This window comes from Pseudomonas sp. NY15435 (genome assembly GCF_048068295.1).
GTDB lineage: Bacteria > Pseudomonadota > Gammaproteobacteria > Pseudomonadales > Pseudomonadaceae > Pseudomonas.
In genome coordinates this window covers 62,967-78,353 of record NZ_JBLUQA010000007.1, presented here as the reverse complement: position 1 = coordinate 78,353, position 15,387 = coordinate 62,967, and the positions used below count along the sequence as shown (strand labels likewise).

Sequence of the window (15,387 nt, the reverse complement as noted above, 5' to 3'; positions counted from 1 at the left end):
CCATGCGCAACATGGGGTGCCAATTCGTTCAGCGCAGGTTCAACGAACGCGCGGGCCGATGAAGCGACTGGTGGATTCCTTGCTGATGGACGGGTCGTCCACCGACTGGATGGTGAAGCTGATCTCGTTGGTGGTGGAGGGCAGCTTCTCCGGTTCGATGGACAGTTCCACCGGCATGGTGAAGATGTCCCCGGCGGCGACCGATATTTCCTTCTTGCCTTCCAGGATCAGTCCGTCCATGCCCTTGGCACTGAGCACGTAGGTATGGTCCTTCTGGTCCTTGTTCATGACCTTCAGGCTGTATACGTTTTCGATGCGACCTTCGGCGTTCTCGCGGTAGAGCACGCGGTCCTTGCTGACGTCGAAGCCCACCAGCGGACGCAGGACGATGGCGGTGATCAGCAGGCCGATCATGATGCACAGGGCGATGGCGTAGCCGATCAGGCGCGGACGAACCAGGTGGGTCTTCTGCCCGGACAGGTTGTGTTCGGTGGTGTAGCTGATCAGGCCGCGCGGGTAGTTCATCTTGTCCATGATGCTGTCGCAGGCGTCGATGCAGGCGGCGCAGCCGATGCACTCGATCTGCAGGCCATCACGGATGTCGATGCCGGTCGGACAGACCTGGACGCACATGGTGCAGTCGATGCAGTCGCCCAGGCCCTGGGCCTTGTAGTCGGCGCCTTTCTTGCGCGGGCCACGGCCCTCGCCACGACGCGGGTCGTAGGAGACGATCAGGGTGTCCTTGTCGAACATTACGCTCTGGAAGCGCGCGTAGGGGCACATGTAGATGCACACCTGCTCACGCAGCCAGCCGGCGTTGCCGTAGGTGGCCAGGGTGAAGAAGCCGACCCAGAAGTAGGCCCAGCCGTCGGCCTGGCCGGTGACCAGGTCGCTGAGCAGGTCGCGGATCGGGGCGAAGTAGCCGACGAAGGTCAGGCCGGTGACCAGGCCGATCAGCAGCCACAGGCTGTGCTTGGCGAACCGGCGCAGCAGCTTGTTGCCGCTCATGGGCGCCTTGTCGAGCTTCATGCGCTGGTTGCGGTCACCCTCGGTGACTTTCTCGCACCACATGAAGATCCACGTCCATACGCTCTGCGGGCAGGTGTAGCCGCACCAGACGCGGCCGGCGAACACGGTGATGAAGAACAGGCCGAACGCGCTGATGATCAGCAGGCCGGAGAGAAGGATGAAGTCCTGCGGCCAGAAGGTCGCGCCGAAGATGTAGAACTTGCGCTCGGGCAGGTCCCAGAGAACCGCTTGGCGACCGTTCCAGGTCAGCCACACGGTGCCGAAGTAGAGGAGGAAGAGGAGGGCGCCTCCGGCCATTCGGAGATTTCGGAAGAATCCGGTGAAGGCTCGGGTGTAGATCTTTTCCCGGGAGGCATAGAGGTCGACGCTTTCACCCTTGCCCTTGGTGGGCGGAGTGACGTCCTGGACCGGAATTTGTTTGCTCATCAGTGCATTCCACGGCAGCGGGAGGGCGCCCTGTCGATACATGCCGAGAGGGTCAGAAATATGCTTGCACGCCTAACAATGATACGGCGTGGAGGGTGTTGCAACCGTGCGACAGTTGGTCGCGCAAGGAATTATGGACCCAGAAATAGAGCGGCGCCGGTGTAGAAACCGGCGCCGCTGGGTGTCGCTATGGGTGTAGGAGAGGGAGGCTTATTCGGCGCTCTTCTCACCTTCGCCATGGGACAGGCTGTACACGTAGGCAGCGAGCAGGTGAACCTGGTCTTTGCCCAGACGCTCCAGCTGAGCCGGCATCTGGCCCTGGCGGCCGTAGCGGATGGTCTGCTGCAGCTGGGCGAAGCTCGAGCCATAGATGAACGCGGCCGGGTGAGTCAGGTTCGGTGCGCCCATGGCTGCAGTGCCTTTGCCTTCAGCGCCGTGGCAAGCCACGCAGTTGGTGGCGAAGATCTTCTGGCCATTGGCGACCTGCTCGTCAGTCACGCCTTCGGGCAGCTTGCGGCCGTCCAGCTTGGTGGTGACGAAGGCAGCTACGTCGTGAACGCCGGCATCGCCGATGACTTCGCCCCAGGCCGGCATGGCCGCATGGCGACCGCCTTCGATGGTGGCGATGATGTCCTTCGGCTCGCCGCCCCAGCGCCAGTCGGCGTCGGTCAGGTTCGGGAAGCCGTGGGCGCCCTTGGCGTCGGAACCATGGCAGACGGAGCAGTTGGAAGCGAACAGGCGGTTACCCATTTTCAGGGCCTGCTCGTCCTTGGCCACGTCTTCGATCGGCATGGCGCCGAACTTGGCGTAGAGCGGGCCGTACTTCTCATCGGCCTTGGCCATTTCCTTTTCCCACTGGTGCACACCGGTCCAGCCTTTTTCGCCGTTGGCGAATTCGGCCTTGTCCTGGTAGCCCGGCAGCAGGCCTTTCCAGTTGCCCAGGCCCGGGTACAGGGCCAGGTAGGCGAGGGCGAAGATGAAGGTGGCGACGAACAGCATGAACCACCACTTCGGCAGCGGATTGTCATACTCCTCGATGCCATCGAAGGCGTGGCCTACGGTTTCATCGGTGGCTTCGTTGCGCTGACCGCGACGGGTGGCGAACAGCAGCCACGCCAGGGCGAAGATGGTGCCCAGGGTAAGTACGGTGACGTACAGACTCCAGAAGGTTGTCATTCTTTGTTGCTCCTAGAAGCTTGCTCTTGCTCGACGTGCTTTTTGGCGACCGGGTCATCCGCGAAGGGCAGCAGGGCGTCTTCGTCGAAGCGCTCCTTGCGTTTGCCACCATAGGCCCAGAGCAGGACGCCGACGAAGGCGACCATGACTACTACCGTGCCGATACCGCGAATGGTCCCGATATCCATCACTGTCACCGTTTGCTCTTGATGATGGTGCCGAGGCCTTGCAGGTAGGCGACGACAGCGTCCATCTCGGTCTTGCCTTTGACGGCGTCACGGGCACCGGCGATGTCTTCGTCGGTGTAAGGCACGCCCAGCGTACGCAGGGCTTCCATTTTCTTCGCCGTGTCCTTGCCGTCGAGCTTGTTCTCCACCAGCCAGGGGTAGGAGGGCATCTTCGATTCCGGCACTACGTTGCGCGGGTTGTACAGGTGCGCGCGGTGCCAGTCGTCGGAGTAGCGGCCGCCGACGCGAGCCAGGTCCGGACCGGTACGCTTGGAGCCCCACAGGAACGGGTGGTCCCAGACGCTTTCGCCGGCGACGGAGTAGTGGCCGTAGCGCTCGGTCTCGGCGCGGAACGGACGGACCATCTGCGAGTGGCAGCCTACGCAGCCTTCGCGGATGTAGATGTCACGGCCTTCCAGTTCCAGCGCGGTGCGCGGCTTCATGCCCTCGACCGGCTTGTTGGTGACGTCCTGGAAGAACAGCGGAACGATCTGGGTCAGACCGCCGATGCTCACCGCAATGACCATGAAGAAGGCCAGAAGGCCGATGTTCTTCTCGACTACTTCGTGCTTCATCAGTGAGCTCCTACAGCGGGGATCTGGGCAGCGGCATCGGCGTCAGCCTGTTTGAAACCGCGCACAGTACGGAAGGTGTTGTAGGCCATCAGCAGCATGCCGGAGGCGAAGAAGGCGCCGCCCAGTGCACGGACGATGAAGCCCGGGTGGCTGGCCTGCAGGGCTTCCACGAAGGAGTAGGTGAGGGTGCCGTCGGCGTTGATCGCACGCCACATCAGACCCTGGGTGATGCCGTTGACCCACATCGAGGCGATGTACAGCACGGTACCGATGGTAGCCAGCCAGAAGTGGGCGTTGATCAGGCCAACGCTGTGCATCTGCTCGCGACCGAAGACCTTCGGAATCAGGTGGTACAGGGAGCCGATGGAGATCATCGCAACCCAGCCCAGAGCGCCGGCGTGTACGTGGCCGATGGTCCAGTCGGTGTAGTGCGACAGGGAGTTGACGGTCTTGATCGCCATCATCGGGCCTTCGAAGGTGGACATGCCGTAGAAGGCCAGGGAGACCACCAGGAAGCGCAGGATCGGGTCGGTGCGCAGCTTATGCCAGGCGCCCGAGAGGGTCATCATGCCGTTGATCATGCCACCCCAGCTCGGAGCCAGCAGGATCAGGGACATCACCATGCCCAGCGACTGCGCCCAGTCCGGCAGAGCGGTGTAGTGCAGGTGGTGCGGACCGGCCCAGATGTACAGGGTGATCAGCGCCCAGAAGTGCACGATGGACAGGCGATAGGAGTAGATCGGACGCTCGGCCTGCTTCGGAACGAAGTAATACATCATCCCCAGGAAGCCGGTGGTCAGGAAGAAGCCCACTGCGTTGTGGCCGTACCACCACTGGATCATCGCGTCGGTTGCGCCGGCGTAGATCGAGTAGGACTTGAAGGCGGTTACCGGGATTTCCATGCTGTTGACGATGTGCAGCATGGCGGTGACCAGGATGAACGCGCCGTAGAACCAGTTGCCCACGTAGATGTGCTTGGTCTTGCGCTTCATCACGGTGCCGAAGAACACCAGTGCGTAGGTGACCCAGACGATGGCCAGCAGGATGTCGATCGGCCATTCCAGCTCGGCGTACTCCTTGGAGGAGGTGTAGCCCAGCGGCAGGGTGATGCCGGCCAGCACGATTACCGCTTGCCAACCCCAGAAGGTGAAGGCCGCGAGGCTGTCAGAGACCAGGCGGGTCTGACAGGTGCGCTGTACGACATAGTAGGAAGTTGCGAAGAGAGCACAGCCGCCGAAGGCGAAGATCACCAGGTTGGTGTGCAGCGGACGCAGGCGCCCGAAACTGGTCCAGGGAAGGTCCAGGTTCAACTGGGGCCAAACCAACTGTGAGGCGATGTAAACACCAACCCCCATTCCAAGTATCCCCCAGACCACCGTCATGATGGCGAACTGGCGGACGACCTTATAGTTATAAGCAGTCGGACTGATTGCTGTGCTCATTCTAAGGTTCCACGGTTTTTGGATTTTATGGACAAAAAAACGGCGGCAAGTATGGAGAAAGCAGGAGGCCATTGCAACGCGCCGGGCCTTGGCGCGAAGCCGGTTTGACGCCTGCTCCGGAGCGCTTTGCGCCGCTGTTTGCCGCTCGTTTCGGCTCGCTCGCACCAACCTGGGAAGTGGGTCAGGTTAGTCGTATTGCAGGTTTGCGAATGGAATTCAGCTTAGACGTGAACCGGAAGGGTGTGAAGAAAGCAGATAGAGAGGGTGCGACACTTCGTCGCGATATTGCGGAGGTAAGAAACTCGCGCCCGTTTTGGCGGGCGCGAGTTGGGGGCGGGGAGTTTACTTCGCCTGGCCGGAAATGTTGTAGATGTAACCGGCGAGAATGTGCACCTTGTCTTTGCCCAGGTACTGCTCCTGCGCCGGCATCTGGCCCTGGCGGCCGTGACGGATGGTCTGCTGCAGTTGTGCGTAGCTGGAGCCGTAGATGAAGGCGCCCGGGTGGGTCAGGTCAGGCGCACCCATGATCGGGTTGCCCTTGCCTTCCGGGCCGTGGCAGGCGACGCAGGTGGTGGCGAACAGCTTGCCACCGTTGTCGACGTTCTCGGCAGTCACACCCTCGGGCAGCTTGCGGCCGTCCAGTTTGGCGGTGACGAAGGCAGCCACGTCCTGCACGCCCTTGTCGCCCAGCACTTCACCCCAGGCCGGCATGGCGGCATGACGGCCACCGAGGATGGTGGTCTGGATGTCCTGGGCGGTGCCGCCCCAGCGCCAGTCGCTGTCGGTCAGGTTCGGGAAGCCTGCTGCGCCCTTGGCATCGGAGCCATGGCAGATGGAGCAGTAGGTGGCGAACAGGCGCTCGCCCATTTTCATGGCTTGCGGGTCCTTGGCGACTTCTTCCACCGACATGGCAGCATATTTGGCGAAGATCGGGCCGTATTTTTCCTTGGCCAGGGCTTCTTCACGCTCCCATTGCTTGTCCTGGGTCCAGCCGCCGTCGTAGCCGGGGAGGACGCCTTTCCAGTTGCCCAGGCCCGGGTAGAGCACCAGGTAGCCGGCGGCGAACACGATGGTGCCGACGAACAGCAGGAACCACCATTTCGGCAGTGGGTTGTCGTACTCCTCGATGCCGTCGAAGGCGTGGCCCATGGTTTGGTCGGTGGTGTTCGAGGACTGCCCGCTGCGGGTGGCGAATACCAGCCACAGCAGGGCGATCAGCGAGCCGACTGTTAAAACGGTGATGTACAGACTCCAGAAGGTAGTCATGCGTTGTTGCTCCTAGAAGCTTGCTCTTGCTCAGCGTGCCGCTTGGCCACCGGGTCATCCGCGAAGGGCAGTAGCGCGTCTTCGTCGAAGCGCTCCTTGCGTTTGCCGCCGTAAGCCCAGAGCAGTACGCCGACGAAGGCCACCATCACGATGACGGTGCCGAGGCCGCGAATGGTCCCGATATCCATGCTGTCACCGCTTGTTCTTGATGGAGGTGCCGAGGACCTGCAGGTACGCGACGACGGCGTCCATTTCGGTCTTCCCTTTGACTGCATCGCTGGCGCCAGCAATGTCGTCGTCCGTGTAGGGCACGCCCATGACACGCATCACTTCCAGTTTCTTCGCTGTGTCCTTGCCGTCGAGCTTGTTCTCGACCAGCCAGGGGTAGGCGGGCATCTTCGACTCCGGTACCACGTTGCGCGGGTTGTACAGGTGCGCGCGGTGCCAGTCGTCCGAGTAGCGGCCGCCGACGCGGGCTAGGTCCGGGCCGGTACGCTTGGAACCCCACAGGAACGGGTGGTCCCAGACGCTTTCGCCGGCGACGGAGTAGTGGCCGTAGCGCTCGGTCTCGGCGCGGAACGGACGGATCATCTGCGAGTGGCAGCCCACGCAGCCTTCGCGGATATAGACGTCGCGGCCTTCCAGTTGCAGGGCGGTGTAGGGCTTCATGCCTTCCACCGGGGTATTGGTCACGTCCTGGAAGAACAGCGGGACGATCTGGGTCAGACCGCCGATGCTCACGGCGACGGCCATGCACAGGGCCAGCAGGCCGACGTTTTTCTCAAGTACTTCGTGTTTCATGTCGGACTCCTCAGGCCATCTGCGCCGCGGCTTGCATTTCGGCCGGCTTGGCGGCCGCTACGGTGCGCCAGACGTTGTAGGCCATGACCAGCATGCCCAGCAGGAAGATGGCACCACCGATCATCCGCACGATGAAGCCGGGGTGGCCGGCGGCCAGGGCTTCGACGAAGGAGTAGGTGAGGGTGCCGTCGGAGTTCACTGCGCGCCACATCAGGCCCTGGGTGATGCCGTTGACCCACATGGAGGCGATGTAGAGCACGGTGCCGATGGTGGCCAGCCAGAAGTGGGTGTTGATCAGGCCCACGCTGTGCATCTGCTCGCGGCCGAAGACCTTCGGGATCATGTGGTACAGGGAGCCGATGGAAACCATGGCAACCCAGCCCAGGGCGCCAGCGTGTACGTGGCCGATGGTCCAGTCGGTGTAGTGGGAGAGGGCGTTGACGGTCTTGATGGCCATCATCGGGCCTTCGAAGGTGGACATGCCGTAGAAGGCCAGGGACACCACCAGGAAGCGCAGGATCGGGTCGGTGCGCAGCTTATGCCAGGCGCCGGAGAGGGTCATCATGCCGTTGATCATGCCACCCCAGCTCGGAGCCAGCAGGATCAGGGACATCACCATGCCCAGCGACTGCGCCCAGTCCGGCAGAGCGGTGTAGTGCAGGTGGTGCGGGCCGGCCCAGATGTAGACGGCGATCAGCGCCCAGAAGTGCACGATGGACAGGCGATAGGAGTAGACCGGACGCTCGGCCTGCTTCGGAACGAAGTAGTACATCATCCCCAGGAAGCCGGCAGTCAGGAAGAAGCCCACGGCGTTGTGGCCGTACCACCACTGGATCATGGCGTCAGTGGCGCCCGAGTACAGGGAGTAGGACTTGGTCAGGCTGACCGGGATTTCCAGGTTGTTGACCACGTGCAGGATCGCCACGGTCAGGATGAAGCCGCCGAAGAACCAGTTGCCCACATAGATGTGCTTGGTCTTGCGCTTCATCAGCGTGCCGAAGAAGACGATGGCGTAGGAAACCCAGACGATGGTGATCAGGATGTCGATCGGCCACTCCAGCTCGGCGTACTCCTTGGAGGAGGTGTAGCCCAGCGGCAGGGTGATGGCGGCACACAGGATCACCAGCTGCCAACCCCAGAAGGTGAAGGAAGCGAGCGGGCCAGCGAACAGGCGGGTCTGGCAGGTACGCTGCACCGAGTAGTAGCTGGTGGCGAACAGTGCGCAGCCGCCGAAGGCGAAGATCACCGCGTTGGTATGCAGCGGACGCAGGCGGCCGAAGCTCGTCCACGGTAAGCCGAGGTTAAGGTCCGGCCACACCAGTTGAGCGGCGATCAGGACACCGACGGCCATGCCGACGATCCCCCACACCACTGTCATAATGGCGAACTGGCGGACCACCTTATAGTTATAAGCGGTCTGATTGGTTGTGCTCATTTATGGGCTTCCATCCACGGTTATGGGCTATGCCCATCCCGGCAGGTTTTTTACGGCTTACGGCGTATGCCGCCCCTCCCCCTTGGGATAGGTACTAATTCGGAATTAGCGGAGTGAAGGATGGATAAAGGCACCTCTCGGAATATTGATTCGGATCAATTGGCGCCTGAGACCCCTGTCGCGGGCGCCTGCGGTCCTTTGTCGCTGCTGCGGAACCCGGCACATCGCGAACTGTCGGCAACGCTGGTTCTGGCGCACGGAGCGGGGGCGCCAATGGACAGTCCGTTCATGGATGACATCGCCGCACGCCTGGCTGAAAGAGGTATCTCGGTGGTGCGCTTCGAGTTCCCCTATATGGCTATGCGCCGCGAGGATGGAAAGCGGCGTCCGCCGAATCCCCAGAAGCAGTTGCTTGAGTGCTGGCGGCAGGTTTATGCGCAGGTTCGCGCCGAGGTGCCCGGCAAGCTGGCGATTGGCGGCAAATCCATGGGGGGACGCATGGCCAGCCTGCTGGCGGACGAGTTGGGTGCGGACGCGCTGGTCTGTCTCGGCTACCCGTTCTATGCAGCCGGCAAGCCGGAGAAGCCGCGTGTCGCCCACCTCGCCGAGTTGAAGACGGCGACCCTGATCGTCCAGGGCGAGCGCGATGCGCTGGGCGACCGATCGACGGTCCAGGGCTACTCGCTGTCGCCGGCGATCCAACTCCACTGGCTGGCAGCCGGCGACCATGACCTCAAGCCGCTTAAGGCCTCCGGACTGACCCACGAGCAGCATCTGGAGAACGCGGCCGCGAAAATCGAAGCGTTTCTATTGCCCTAATCGGTCCTTAAGGCAGGCCCTCCTATCCTCGCCGGCGTCGACTCCCAGCAGTCGACACCCCGCTTCCAGAGGACAGGCCGAAAGCTGCCATGAACCCCCAATACGCTGAACGCATTGCCACCCAACCCTACCGATTCTCCCCCGGCGCCGCGCACAGCCTGCTCTTGACTGGCGCCACCGGCTTCCTCGGCGGCTCCGTCGCTGCGCACCTGATCGCTGATGGTCACACGCCGGCGCTGCTATTCCTGGTCCGTGCCGAATCCCCCGCCCAGGGCCTGGAGCGGTTGCTCGACAACCTGCGCCTGCATTGCGTATCGGAGACGGCGCTGGAGAGCCTGCAGGAAAGCCAGATCCTCTGTGGTGACCTGCTCGACACCGCCTGGATGCAGGGCGAGCGTGCCCGCCTGATGCGCGTGGAGCAGGTGATCAACTGCGCTGCCGTCGCTTCCTTCTCGAAGAACCCGAGCATCTGGCCGGTAAACGTCGAAGGCACCTTCGCCTTCGCCAAGCTGCTCAGCCAGTCGCGCAACCTCAAGCGCTTCCTGCACGTGGGCACCGCGATGTGCTGCGGTCCGCAGCGCGAGTCACCGGTGCGCGAGTCCTGGGACTTCCCGGACAGCGACGAGCAACTGGTGGACTACACCGCCTCCAAGGCCGAAATCGAACGGCGGATGCGCGAAGAGTTGCCTGGCCTGCCACTGGTGGTGGCGCGCCCCTCCATCGTGGTCGGGCATCGCGAGCTGGGTTGCCGAGCCTCGAGGAGCATCTTCTGGGTGTTTCGCATGGGCTTTGCCCTGGAGAGTTTCACCTGTGGCCTGGACGAGCAGATCGACGTGATTCCGGTCGACTACTGCGCTGAAGCGCTGGTCGCTCTGGCGCTCAAGCCGACGCTGAACCACAGCCTCTATCACATCTCCGCTGGCCACGGTTCGGCATGCACCTTCGGCGAAATCGACCAGGCTTATGCCGACGCCCGTGGCGAAGCGCCGGTGGGCCAGCGTTATAGAAAGGTCAGTTCGGAGGATTTGCGCGAGCTGGCCGGCAGTTTCGAAAGCCGCATCGGCAAGGCCAACCCGCGCCTGGTGCTGCGTGCACTGCGCCTGTACAGCGGCTTTGCTGACCTCAACTACCTGTTCGACAACCAGCGCCTGCTGGACGAAGGCATTGCCGCACCGCCGCGCTTCACCGATTACGTGGACGTGTGTGTGCAGTCCTCGCGGGATGTGAGCATCCCGGCGCAAATGCAGTGGGATTTCAAGTAGCCGGCTGAGTGCTGCGGGTGGGTATGCGCTGTAGGAGCGAGCTTGCTCGCGAACAGCTCCGCGACGGGACCGGGTTCGCGAGCAAGTTCGCTCCTACAGTTGCCGCCGCGGGCGGCAATGGCCTCAGCGGTTGAACCGCTCCACCAGCGAATACTGGCGGTGCGCAGTCTGCGTCAGCTCCTCGCTGAGCAGGGCAGTGCGCTGCGCTTCGCCGGAGGTCTGGTCGGCGAGGTTGGCGATGGTGCTGATGTTGCGGTTGATCTCTTCGGCCACGGCGCTTTGTTCCTCCGCGGCGGCGGCGATCTGCGTGGTCATCTCGGTGATATTGGCCACCGCGTCACTGATACCGACCAGCGCGCTGTCCGCCTGCAGCACACGCTCCACGCCTTCGTCGGCCTGGCGGCGGCCGGAGTCCATGGCGCGCACCGCTTCGGTGGCGGTGTTCTGCAGATTGGCGATGAGTTGGTGGATCTGTCCGGTCGACTCGGCAGTGCGCTGAGCCAGCGAACGAACCTCGTCGGCGACCACGGCGAAGCCGCGACCCATTTCGCCAGCACGCGCGGCTTCGATAGCGGCATTGAGGGCCAGCAGGTTGGTCTGGTCGGCGATGCCCTTGATCACATCCACCACGCCGCCGATCTGCTCGCTGTCGCGTGCCAGTTGGCTGACCGCTTCACCGGTTTCGCCCACGGAGTTGGAAAGGCGCTGCATGGCCTCGCGGGTTTCGGCAGCGATCTGCCGGCCTTCGGTGGTCAGGTCGTTTGCCTGGCGAGTGGCATCGGCGGTGCGCTGCACGTTATCGGCCACTTCCTGGGTGGTGGCGGCCATCTGGTTGACGGCGGTCGCCACCTGCTCGGTTTCCTGGCGCTGTCGGTCCAGCCCGGCGGAGCTGTGGTGGGCCAGGGAGTCGGCTTCGCGGGCCTGCTCGGTGAGGGTTTCGGCGGTGTCCTGCAGACGGGTCAGACAGGTCTTCAGCCGGGCTTCCTGGCTCAGGATGGACATTTCCAGACGCGCCTGGGCACCACGGCTGTCGGTATACATCTGCGCGATCAGCGGGTCCGAGGTGGTCTGCTCGGCCAGGCGCAGCAGGCGCTTGAGGCCGCGCTGCTGCCAGCCGAGGCCGGCGAGCCCCAGCGGGATCGAGAGCAGGGCGGCCAGCAGGAAGCCCCAGTGGGAGTTCAGCCAGACGCCGATGAGGAAGCCGATCTGACCGATCAGGATGAACGGTAGCCAGTCCAGCAGTAACGGCAGCCAGCGGTCGCGAGCAGGGATTGCCGACTTGCCGGCATTGATCCGCGCGTACAGCGCTTCGGCGCGGCGTACCTGTTCGGCGCTGGGTTTCACCCGCACCGATTCGTAGCCGACGATCTCGTTGCGCTCGTAGATAGGCGTGACGTAGGCGCTGACCCAGTAGTGGTCGCCGTTCTTGCACCGGTTCTTGACGATGCCCATCCATGGCCGACCTTTCTTCAGAGTCGCCCACATGTGTGCGAATACGGCGGGTGGCACGTCCGGATGGCGCACCAGGTTGTGCGCCGCGCCGACCAGTTCCTCGCGGGAAAAACCGCTGATGGTGGTGAAGGCCTCGTTGGCGTAACTGATCACGCCGCGGGCGTCGGTGGTGGAAATCAGCCGCTGTTCGGCGGGGAAGGTGCGTTCACGCTGGGTGATCGGCTGGTTGTTGCGCATCAGGCTGGGATCTCGGAAAAGGCGAAATGGTACGTCTGTCCAGCTTATCGGCCGCCGGATCGAAAATTTGATGGCAATCACAGAAATAATGACAAAAGGGTGACGCCGGTAGGCTGACGATGGCCCATAGCCATGGGTCACTCGAAGTGCTTCGAAAGTGGAAGGCGGCGGCCCGTTGCAGGCCGCCGCGTTCATTCCAGCCGAGCTAGATCAGGCTGCGCAGCACGTAGTGCAGGATGCCGCCGGCCTTGAAGTATTCGACTTCGTTCTGGGTGTCGATACGGCAGAGCACCTCGAAGCTGTCCTGGCTGCCGTCCTCGCGCTTCACCGTGACCTTGAGGTTCATGTGCGGCTTCAGTTGGCCTGACAGACCGCTGATGCTCAGCACCTCCTTGCCGGTCAGTTTCAGCGCCTTGCGGTCCTGGCCGTCCTTGAACTGCAACGGCAGTACGCCCATGCCTACCAGGTTGGAGCGGTGGATACGCTCGAAGCTTTCGGCGATCACCGCTTTTACGCCCAGCAGGTTGGTGCCCTTGGCCGCCCAGTCGCGGGATGAACCGGTGCCATACTCCTTGCCGGCGACGATAACCAGCGGGGTGCCGTCCTTCTGGTAGCGCATGGCGGCGTCGTAGATAGCCAGCTTGTCGCCAGTGGGGACGTAGAGCGTGTTGCCGCCTTCCTCGCCACCGAGCATTTCGTTCTTGATACGGATATTGGCGAAGGTGCCGCGCATCATCACCTCATGGTTCCCACGGCGCGAGCCGTAGGAGTTGAAATCGGCGTAGGCCACGCCGTGTTCACTGAGGTAGCGCCCGGCCGGGCTGTCCTTCTTGATATTGCCGGCAGGGGAGATGTGGTCGGTGGTCACCGAATCGCCCAGCACCGCGAGAATACTGGCACCCTGGATATCCTCGACCTTCGGCGGCGCCTCGGCGATGTGTTCGAAGAACGGCGGATGCTGGATGTAGGTGGAGTCGCCCTGCCAAGTGTAGGTCTTGGCATCCGGCACCTGGATCGCGCGCCATTTCTCGTCGCCCTGGAAGACTTCGGCGTACTCCTTGTGGAACATCGCCGTGTCGACTTTCTGCACGGCGTCAGCGATTTCCTGCTGGGTCGGCCAGATATCCTTCAGATAGACCGGTTGCCCGTCCTTGCCGGTACCCAGCGGGTCCTTGGTCAGATCGGTACGCACGGTGCCGGCCAAGGCGTAGGCCACCACCAGCGGAGGCGAGGCCAACCAGTTGGTTTTCACCAGCGGGTGCACACGGCCCTCGAAGTTGCGGTTGCCCGAGAGCACCGAGGCGACGGTCAGATCTGCCTGCTGCACGGCCTTCTCAATGGGGTCGAGTAGCGGGCCGGAGTTACCGATGCAGGTGGTGCAGCCGTAGCCCACCAGGTCGAAGCCCAGCTCATCCAGATAGCGGGTCAGGCCGGCGGCGCGGAAGTAATCCGTCACGACCTTGGAGCCGGGAGCCAATGAGCTCTTCACCCAGGGCTTGCGCTGCAGGCCCTTCTCCAGCGCCTTCTTCGCCAGGAGGCCGGCGGCCATCATCACGCTGGGGTTGGAGGTGTTGGTGCAGGAGGTGATGGCGGCGATCACCACGGCGCCGTTCTTCAGCCGATAGGTGTGGCCGTCGTGCTGGTAGTCGGCCTCGCCGGTCTGGGCTGCTGCGCCCACGGCAGCGCCACCGCCCCCCTCGCTGAGCAGGCGGCCCTCCTCGGTGGAGGCGGGCTTGATCTGCAGGCCGAGGAAGTCATCGAAGGCCTGGCTGACTTGGCCGAGGGCGACACGGTCCTGCGGGCGCTTGGGCCCGGCGAGGCTGGCCTCGACGTCGCCCATGTCCAGTTGCAGGGAGTCGGTAAACACCGGCTCGTGGCCTTTTTCGCGCCACAGGCCCTGGGCCTTGCTGTAGGCCTCCACCAGCTTGACGGCGTCCTCTGGGCGGCCAGACAGGCGCAGGTAGCCCAGGGTGATGTCGTCTACCGGGAAGAAGCCGCAGGTGGCGCCGTATTCCGGGGCCATGTTGGCGATGGTGGCGCGGTCGGCCAGAGGCAGATCGGCGAGCCCATCGCCATAGAACTCGACGAATTTTCCGACGACGCCTTTCTTGCGCAGCATCTGGGTGACGGTCAACACCAGGTCGGTGGCGGTGATGCCTTCCTTCAGCTTGCCGGTGAGCTTGAAGCCGATCACCTCGGGAATCAGCATCGATACCGGCTGGCCGAGCATGGCCGCTTCCGCCTCGATGCCGCCCACGCCCCAGCCGAGCACGCCAAGGCCGTTGATCATGGTGGTGTGTGAGTCGGTGCCGACCAGGGTGTCGGGGAAGGCGTAGGTGCGGCCGTCCTCGTCCTTGGTCCAGACGGTGCGCCCCAGGTATTCCAGGTTGACCTGGTGGCAGATGCCGGTGCCCGGCGGCACCACGCGGAAGTTGTCGAAGGCGTTCTGACCCCAGCGCAGGAACGCGTAGCGCTCGCCGTTGCGCTCCATCTCGATCTCGACGTTCTGCGCGAAGGCTGACTGGCTGGCGAACTTGTCGACCATCACCGAGTGGTCGATGACCAGGTCGACCGGGGACAGCGGGTTGATCTTCTGCGGGTCGCCGCCGGCCTTGGCCATGGCGTCGCGCATGGCGGCCAGGTCGACCACCGCCGGTACGCCGGTGAAGTCCTGCATCAGCACGCGGGCGGGGCGGTACTGGATCTCGCGCTCGGAGCTGCGGGTCTTCAGCCAGTTGGCCAGGGCTTTGAGATCGTCGCCGGTGACGGTGTTGTCGTCCTCCCAGCGCAACAGGTTTTCCAGCAGGACTTTCAGGGACATGGGCAGCTTGCCCAGGTCTCCGAGACTCTTCGCCGCTTCAGGCAGGCTGTAGTAGTGATAGGTCTTGCCGGCGACCTCCAGGGTGCGCAGGCTGTTCAGGCTATCCACTGCGGGCATGACATTCTCCTCAGGCTTGGATTCTGCTCGTGATCGGCAGCGCGGCCGATTCGGCGGTGCACTGGCGATACTTGGCGAAGGAGGGCGCTAACGTCCTGATCCATCGCAGGTCTGATCCATTTGGACGGGCCGCGATCGGTGATCATCTTCGCCAGGCAGGGCAATCATCGGGCAGTCTTCTGGCGGGCTGGGCCAGACCACTCAAGCTAGACCGCCTGAAGGGGTATTGCCATCTGTTCTGGACCGTTTGTCCTGCGAGTGGGTTCAGATCAAATGACTCCGGCCATGGGATGATTCCTGCG

General features: G+C 63.3%; 13 protein-coding genes. 2 read left to right on the top strand and 11 right to left on the bottom strand.

Features of this window, described 5'->3' with window-relative positions; all coding sequences use genetic code 11:
- Positions 1 to 39 precede the first annotated feature (39 nt).
- The 9 genes from ccoG to ccoN (ACNFH5_RS17960) all read right to left on the bottom strand — a co-directional run bounded on the left by ccoG (position 40) and on the right by ccoN (ACNFH5_RS17960) (position 8,377).
- A complete protein-coding gene (ccoG, locus tag ACNFH5_RS18000; protein ID WP_416748226.1) occupies positions 40 to 1,455 on the bottom strand; it encodes a cytochrome c oxidase accessory protein CcoG in 1,416 nt (471 codons plus the stop codon).
- A gap of 210 nt (positions 1,456 to 1,665) precedes the next feature.
- The gene (gene ccoP, locus ACNFH5_RS17995; RefSeq protein ID WP_054910515.1) at positions 1,666 to 2,631 is read right to left on the bottom strand and encodes a cytochrome-c oxidase, cbb3-type subunit III; all 966 of its coding nucleotides are present in this window, start codon (positions 2,629 to 2,631) and stop codon (positions 1,666 to 1,668) included.
- A complete protein-coding gene (locus tag ACNFH5_RS17990) occupies positions 2,628 to 2,819 on the bottom strand; it encodes a cbb3-type cytochrome oxidase subunit 3 (protein ID WP_024763940.1) in 192 nt (63 codons plus the stop codon). The genes ccoP (ACNFH5_RS17995) and ACNFH5_RS17990 overlap by 4 nt, the downstream gene beginning before the upstream one ends.
- Before the next feature lie 5 nt (positions 2,820 to 2,824).
- Positions 2,825 to 3,433, bottom strand: coding sequence for a cytochrome-c oxidase, cbb3-type subunit II (gene ccoO, locus ACNFH5_RS17985; protein WP_017516817.1), 609 nt, complete (start codon positions 3,431 to 3,433; stop codon positions 2,825 to 2,827).
- Complete coding sequence (gene ccoN, locus ACNFH5_RS17980; RefSeq protein WP_401032189.1) at positions 3,433 to 4,875, bottom strand: cytochrome-c oxidase, cbb3-type subunit I; 1,443 nt, start codon at positions 4,873 to 4,875, stop codon at positions 3,433 to 3,435. The genes ccoO (ACNFH5_RS17985) and ccoN (ACNFH5_RS17980) overlap by 1 nt, the downstream gene beginning before the upstream one ends.
- 342 nt (positions 4,876 to 5,217) lie before the next feature.
- Positions 5,218 to 6,141 carry a cytochrome-c oxidase, cbb3-type subunit III gene (ccoP, locus tag ACNFH5_RS17975; protein WP_416748223.1) on the bottom strand — a complete coding sequence of 308 codons (924 nt, stop codon included), beginning with the start codon at positions 6,139 to 6,141 and terminating at the stop codon, positions 5,218 to 5,220.
- On the bottom strand, positions 6,138 to 6,329 hold the full coding sequence (locus tag ACNFH5_RS17970) for a cbb3-type cytochrome oxidase subunit 3 (RefSeq protein WP_205336386.1): 192 nt from the start codon (positions 6,327 to 6,329) through the stop codon (positions 6,138 to 6,140). Before ACNFH5_RS17970 ends, ccoP (ACNFH5_RS17975) begins: the two co-directional genes overlap by 4 nt.
- Before the next feature lie 4 nt (positions 6,330 to 6,333).
- Positions 6,334 to 6,942 (bottom strand): cytochrome-c oxidase, cbb3-type subunit II, encoded by a 609-nt coding sequence (gene ccoO / locus ACNFH5_RS17965; RefSeq protein ID WP_015477751.1) that lies wholly within the window; start codon positions 6,940 to 6,942, stop codon positions 6,334 to 6,336.
- A 10-nt stretch (positions 6,943 to 6,952) separates the two neighbouring features.
- Entirely contained in the window at positions 6,953 to 8,377 is a 1,425-nt protein-coding gene (gene ccoN, locus ACNFH5_RS17960) for a cytochrome-c oxidase, cbb3-type subunit I (protein ID WP_416748220.1), read from the bottom strand.
- A 120-nt stretch (positions 8,378 to 8,497) separates the two neighbouring features.
- On the opposite strand from ccoN (ACNFH5_RS17960), the gene ACNFH5_RS17955 reads away from it, so the two are divergent.
- Complete coding sequence (locus ACNFH5_RS17955; protein WP_416748218.1) at positions 8,498 to 9,196, top strand: alpha/beta family hydrolase; 699 nt, start codon at positions 8,498 to 8,500, stop codon at positions 9,194 to 9,196.
- Between the two features lie 89 nt (positions 9,197 to 9,285).
- A complete protein-coding gene (cprA, locus tag ACNFH5_RS17950) occupies positions 9,286 to 10,458 on the top strand; it encodes a cationic peptide resistance protein CprA (protein ID WP_416748216.1) in 1,173 nt (390 codons plus the stop codon).
- Positions 10,459 to 10,581: 123 nt separating this feature from the next.
- On the opposite strand, the gene ACNFH5_RS17945 is transcribed toward cprA, so the two are convergent.
- Both ACNFH5_RS17945 and acnA read right to left on the bottom strand, forming a co-directional pair.
- Positions 10,582 to 12,147 (bottom strand): methyl-accepting chemotaxis protein, encoded by a 1,566-nt coding sequence (locus tag ACNFH5_RS17945; protein ID WP_416748214.1) that lies wholly within the window; start codon positions 12,145 to 12,147, stop codon positions 10,582 to 10,584.
- Positions 12,148 to 12,352: 205 nt separating this feature from the next.
- A complete protein-coding gene (acnA, locus tag ACNFH5_RS17940) occupies positions 12,353 to 15,085 on the bottom strand; it encodes an aconitate hydratase AcnA (protein ID WP_416748212.1) in 2,733 nt (910 codons plus the stop codon).
- Between the last annotated feature and the right edge of the window lie 302 nt (positions 15,086 to 15,387).